Genomic DNA, 5,540 nt, shown 5'->3' on the forward strand with positions numbered 1-5,540 from the left:
CGCGGCGGCATCGCGGATATGCGAAAAATCGGGAACTGACAGGCTCATGCGCGTTGACCTTCGATATCGATACCGCAACGGAATTGACGCGACGCGCCAGGTTCGAGCCGAATTGCCGCCGCGCAGTCCTCGCGGTTGAACGCATCGGACATGCTTTCCATCGGCTCCAGCGCCAACGACCGGCGCGGGTCGCGCGGCACAGTATCGGCCGTAAATGCCAGGAGGATGCCGCGCGTCTGCCATACGGCGATACCCAGGCCGCTGCGTGGATCGCGTACGCGCGTACGCGCGCGGCCATCGGCATCGGCGTGCAGGCCGGCATAACCGTGATTGAGTTGCTGTGCACCCAGGCGCCGCCATTGACGGAAGTCCATGGCCGGCTCGTCGGCCAGCAGCCCATAGGCCGCATCGCCAGGCAACGGAATGAAATCCGCATCGGTGCGAATCAGCAGACTGGCAGGTATTTCAAGTTCCCAGTCATCCAGCATGCCCTCGGCGACGCGGAAATAAGGATGCCAACCGAAAAAGCACGGCGCGGGGCGATCTCCCACATTGCTCAACTCGGCGGTCAGCTCCAAGCCGCTGGCGGTCAGCGCGTAATCCACACTCACGTCGATGGCGAACGGGTAGCCCGCATGCACGCCCGGACGAATACTGCGATTGACGAACCGGGCACGCGCGCCGGTGGCGTCGGCCGCGAGGCGTTCCAGATCGAACTCGGCGTCGCGCAGGAAACCGTGGCGCGATTCGCGCTTGCCGTCGGCCGCGCCGGGCGCCAGGTCGTGAGTATGGCCATCGAACGTGTACCGGGCGTCCTTGATGCGATTGGCGAACGGCGCCATCACCGCATAGCGCGAGGCCGGCCGCGATTCGACTTCAGCCAGATCGCGATAACCATCGGCGACACGGAAACGGCTGCCGTTGTGCTCGATATCGATGCTCGTCACCGCCGCGCCACGACTGACGATGCGCACCTGGCGCCGGCGCTCGGCGTCTTCGAGTACGGCGACGGCATGAGTTCCCAAGCGATCCGGTGTTGCACTGAAAGCGGCCATGGGCTTGTTCCGGGCAATAAAGCACCGCATGTTAACGTGACCCACCCGCTCTTGGCTTCCGACCCCCATGAATGCACGTCCCGACAACGCCGCCTCGTCCATCTTGCTCAGCCAGTACCGGCCGCCCGCCTGGCGCGTGGAAAGCGTCGAGCTGGAATTCGACCTGGGGATCGACCGCACCGAGGTGCTGTCGCGGCTGACGCTGCGCCGAGACCCGTCGCAGCAGGCACCCTTGCGCCTGGATGGCGAAGAGCTGGAACTGCTGTCGATCGCATTGGATGGCAAGGCCTTGGCGACCTCGGCTTATCGGTATGCGGACGGCGTGTTGGAAGTAGAAGGCGTCACGGACGGGAGCGTCCTGGAAACGCGGGTCGCCCTGGATCCGGCCAACAATACGGCGCTCGAAGGCCTGTACCTTTCCGGTACCCGAGAAGCCGGTTTCCTGCTCACCCAGTGCGAAGCGGAGGGTTTCCGCCACATCGCTTTCTTTCCGGATCGTCCGGATGTGCTTGCCAGCTATACCGTAACCTTGCGCGCCGATCGCACACGCTTCCCGGTGCTACTGGCCGGCGGCAATCCCGATGGCAGCGGCGATACCGGCGACGGACGTCATTGGGCACGCTTCGTCGACCCGCATCCGAAGCCCAGCTATCTGTTTGCGCTCGTCGCCGGCCAGTTGGAAAAAATCGAACGCGACTACATCACGGCAGACGGGCGCCCGGTGAAACTCGTGATCTGGGCGGAGGGCGATGCCATCGATCGTTGCCATTACGCGATGGATGCGCTGGAACGCTCGATGCGCTGGGATGAACAAGCCTATGGCCGCAACTACGACCTGGATGTGTTCCATGTCGTGGCCACCCATGATTTCAACATGGGAGCGATGGAGAACAAAGGCCTGAACATCTTCAACGCCAAGTATCTGCTGGCCGATCCCGACACCGCGACGGACGATGAATATCGCGCGGTGGAAGCCGTCGTCGCGCATGAGTATTTTCATAACTGGAGCGGCAATCGCGTGACCTGCCGCGACTGGTTCCAGCTCAGCCTGAAAGAAGGCCTGACGGTCTTCCGCGAGCAGCAGTTCTCGGCTGACATGAACTCGCCTGCGCTCAAGCGCATTGAGGATGTCTCCTTGCTGCGGCGCGCGCAATTCCCGGAGGATGCCGGCCCGCTGGCGCACCCGGTACGGCCTGCGCAGTATCAGGAGATCAACAATTTTTACACTGCCACGGTGTACGAAAAAGGGTCGGAGCTGGTCCGCATGGTCGCGGGCAAACTGGGGCGCGAAGGTTTCCGCCGCGGCATGGACTTGTACTTCGAACGCAACGACGGTCGCGCTGCCACGCTGGAAGATTTCCTCGGCGCGCTGGGCGAGGCCAACGCAGTCGACCTGATGCCGTACCTGGCCTGGTATGGACAGGCCGGCACGCCGCGTATCAAGGCAAGCGGCCAGTACGACGACGCCAAGCGTTGCTATACCTTGCGTCTTACGCAGCGCACGGCACCGACACCGGGTCAGGCGGAAAAGGCCGCATTGCCGATTCCGATCAAGCTGGCGCTGTTCGATGCCGATGGCGGCATGCTGCCGCTGCACCTGGGCGATGCCGAGGACGGCGCGACAGAACGCGTGATCGTGCTCGACCGGGCAGAGCAATCGCTGGTGTTCGCACAGGTCGATGCCGAGCCGGTCCCCTCCCTGCTGCGCGGCTTCTCGGCACCGACCATTCTCGAGTTCGATTATTCACCGCAGCAACTGGCACTATTGCTGCGCCACGACGCCGACGGTTTCAACCGCTGGGAAGCCGGCCAGCAACTGGCCGCGCAGGCCTACGATGCGCTGCGCGACGGCAGTCGCACGCAAGCCGTGCAGGCGTGGTGCGATGCGTTGGCCGCGCTGTTTGCCGACGGTGACATCGACGATGCCTTGCTGGCCGACTTGCTGACGCCGCCGAGCGAAATCGAACTGGCCGAGCGCGAACAGGAAGTCGACCCCGTGCGTATTCACGACACGCGTCGCGCACTGCAGGGCGTATTGGCAGAGCATATCGGTGCGGAGGCGCTTGCGGTTCGCTATCGCACCCTGATGACTCAGGCTGGCGATGGCCTGGACGCGGCGAGCCAAGCCGGTCGCCGCCTGAAACAGTGCGTGCTCGAACTGTGGGAACGCGTCGACAGCGCATCTGCGCAGGCAGCTGCCGCCATGCAATGCGCGCAGGCACGCACGATGACCGATCGGCTGGCCGCATTGGCGTTGCTGGTGCACAGCGAATCGGCGGAAGCGACCACGGCGCTGGCGCAGTTCCGCACACGCCATGGCAACGATCCACTGGCGATGGATAAATGGTTCGCGGTGCAGGCAATGGTGCCTGGCGAAGGCGCGCTCGCGCGTGTGAAAGGCTTGGCTGCCGATCCCGCATTCACGTTGAAGAATCCCAACCGCGTACGCGCACTGCTTGGCGGATGGGCACGCAGCAATCTCAGCGGTTTTCATCGTGCCGATGGTGCCGGTTACCGCTACCTGGCCGACCGCCTGCGCGAACTGGATGCGCTCAATCCACAAGTTGCCGCGCGACTGGCGACCGTATTCAACGGCTGGCGACGGCTGGAGCAAGGGCGGCGCGAGCAAGCACGTGCCGCAATCGCCTCGCTCGCATCCGAAAGCACGCTATCGCGCAACTTGGGAGAAATTGTGCGGAGCATGCTGGGCGACTAAGAAAAAGCTGCTACGCCCCCTCCAAGCCAGACACGGTTCTGGACTGTCATCCAAAAAGAAGGCCCGAGTGCAGCTCGTCGCAAACGGACGGCTACACCCGGGCGTAAGCCAATGAATCTTCGGCTTCACGGTCCGCCAGCCCCCTTGCAGGCGGTACCCAAATGCTTTGGCTCATGCCGGTAAAGCGGCGAGCGCGTTACGCAGTTGCCGCAGTCGCGATTCAAGGCGCGGACGCAAAGTCCGCTTCTCCTGCTCGCTGCGCGCCTGCAAACGCTCCATCGCCATTTCCACCCGGCCCATCTCGATAATCAGGTCGTGGTGGGTATAAACCGGCTGCAAATCCAACTGGTATTCCATGACACCCCCCCTCGTTTGCCCCGGTTCAAGGGAAGCAACAGGCATGCCAAAATGTGACGAATATCACGCTTTATCCGGGCAACACTCACAAACTGACGCAGGGCGTCATCAGTTGCCGTGAACCGGCACAAATTAGCGTTTTAGTCACCCCATGTTCACGCTCCAAGCGTGAATATTCTTGCCAGGGCGAAACATAAGTTCACGTCAGAACCGTCCGCGAGTTATTCGGTTTCTGACGCCTGGCAACACGGTCATCCTGGATTCCCCCTGTTCCTGAGACCGCCAGGCGTCAGATCTATTCAAGCAAAAAGGCCGCTAATAGCGGCCTTTTTGCTGTTTCCTCGGGGTAGAAAAAACGACGGCGTCCCGAGGGACGCCGTCTTGCTTCCTCTCCCGGCACGCGATCGAGCCCCTGTCCGCTCGATCTCCACGCGCGTTTCCGCGCTGCTTCTGCCCGGGAAAAGTGCATGATTACTAAAGCAGCTTCCATGCCAGCGCGCCAGTGAGGGCCTGCAGGAAATTCCACGCTAAAATGGCGCCCTATTTCGTCACTTTTTCCTGCCAGAGCAGGTCAAGAATCGACCATGCAGCACCCTACGCACTATGACGTCATCGTGATCGGCGGCGGTCACGCCGGCACCGAGGCCGCTTTGGCCGCGGCGCGCTGCGGCGCGCGTACGCTCCTGCTTAGCCATAACATCGAGACGATCGGCCAGATGAGCTGCAATCCAGCCATCGGCGGCATCGGCAAAGGGCACCTGGTCAAGGAGATCGATGCCCTCGGCGGCGCCATGGCTCGCGCGGCTGACCGCGCCGGCATCCAATGGCGTACGCTCAACGCCTCCAAGGGCCCGGCGGTGCGGGCCACCCGTTGCCAGGCCGATCGTGCCCTGTACAAGGCCGCCATCCGGCGCATCGTCGAGACCCAGCCAAACCTGGAACTGTTCCAGCAGGCAGTGGACGATCTCATCCTGGAAGGCGGCCGTGCCGTCGGCGTGGTCACCCAGATGGGGCTCTCCTTCCGCGCGCGCTCGGTAGTGCTGACCGCCGGCACCTTCCTGGCCGGCAAGATCCATATCGGCCAGGCCCAATACGCTGGCGGCCGAGCCGGCGATCCGCCCGCCAGCACCCTGGCGCAAAAGCTGCGCGAGTTGCCGGTCGCCGCCGAGCGCCTGAAGACAGGCACCCCACCGCGCATCGACCTGCGCAGCATCGATTTCACCGGCCTGGAAGAACAGCCCGGCGACGATCCGGCGCCGGTGTTCTCGTTCCTCGGCTCGCGCGCGGACCATCCGCGCCAGGTCAGCTGCTGGATCACGCACACGTCCGAACGCACGCACGCGATCATCCGCGCCGCGCTCGACCGCTCGCCGCTGTACACCGGCGTCATCGAAGGCGTCGGACCGCGCTAC

4 protein-coding genes are annotated in these 5,540 nt (G+C 63.5%); 2 read left to right on the forward strand and 2 right to left on the reverse strand.

The window, feature by feature from the left end:
- Positions 1-44: 44 nt before the first annotated feature.
- Complete coding sequence (locus tag VIM98_RS08085) at positions 45-1,055, reverse strand: aldose epimerase (RefSeq protein WP_331992582.1); 1,011 nt, start codon at positions 1,053-1,055, stop codon at positions 45-47.
- Positions 1,056-1,122: 67 nt separating this feature from the next.
- Between VIM98_RS08085 and pepN the strand changes: the two genes are divergently transcribed.
- Positions 1,123-3,771, forward strand: coding sequence for an aminopeptidase N (gene pepN, locus VIM98_RS08090; protein WP_331992583.1), 2,649 nt, complete (start codon positions 1,123-1,125; stop codon positions 3,769-3,771).
- 171 nt (positions 3,772-3,942) lie between these two features.
- Here pepN and VIM98_RS08095 read toward each other — a convergent pair whose 3' ends face one another.
- Positions 3,943-4,128, reverse strand: coding sequence for a hypothetical protein (locus VIM98_RS08095; RefSeq protein WP_331992584.1), 186 nt, complete (start codon positions 4,126-4,128; stop codon positions 3,943-3,945).
- Between the two features lie 584 nt (positions 4,129-4,712).
- Between VIM98_RS08095 and VIM98_RS08100 the strand changes: the two genes are divergently transcribed.
- A partial coding sequence (locus VIM98_RS08100; protein ID WP_331992585.1) for an FAD-dependent oxidoreductase occupies positions 4,713-5,540 on the forward strand: 828 nt, incomplete at its 3' end.

The sequence above is a fragment of the Dyella sp. genome (assembly GCF_036568765.1).
In the GTDB taxonomy this organism is placed as follows: domain Bacteria; phylum Pseudomonadota; class Gammaproteobacteria; order Xanthomonadales; family Rhodanobacteraceae; genus GSA-30.

Coding starts and splice junctions, on each gene's coding strand:
- VIM98_RS08085 (WP_331992582.1), bottom strand. CDS start 1,055: ATGGCCGCTTTCAGTGCAACACCGGATCGCTTGGGAACTCATGCCGTC.
- pepN (WP_331992583.1), top strand. CDS start 1,123: ATGAATGCACGTCCCGACAACGCCGCCTCGTCCATCTTGCTCAGCCAG.
- VIM98_RS08095 (WP_331992584.1), bottom strand. CDS start 4,128: ATGGAATACCAGTTGGATTTGCAGCCGGTTTATACCCACCACGACCTG.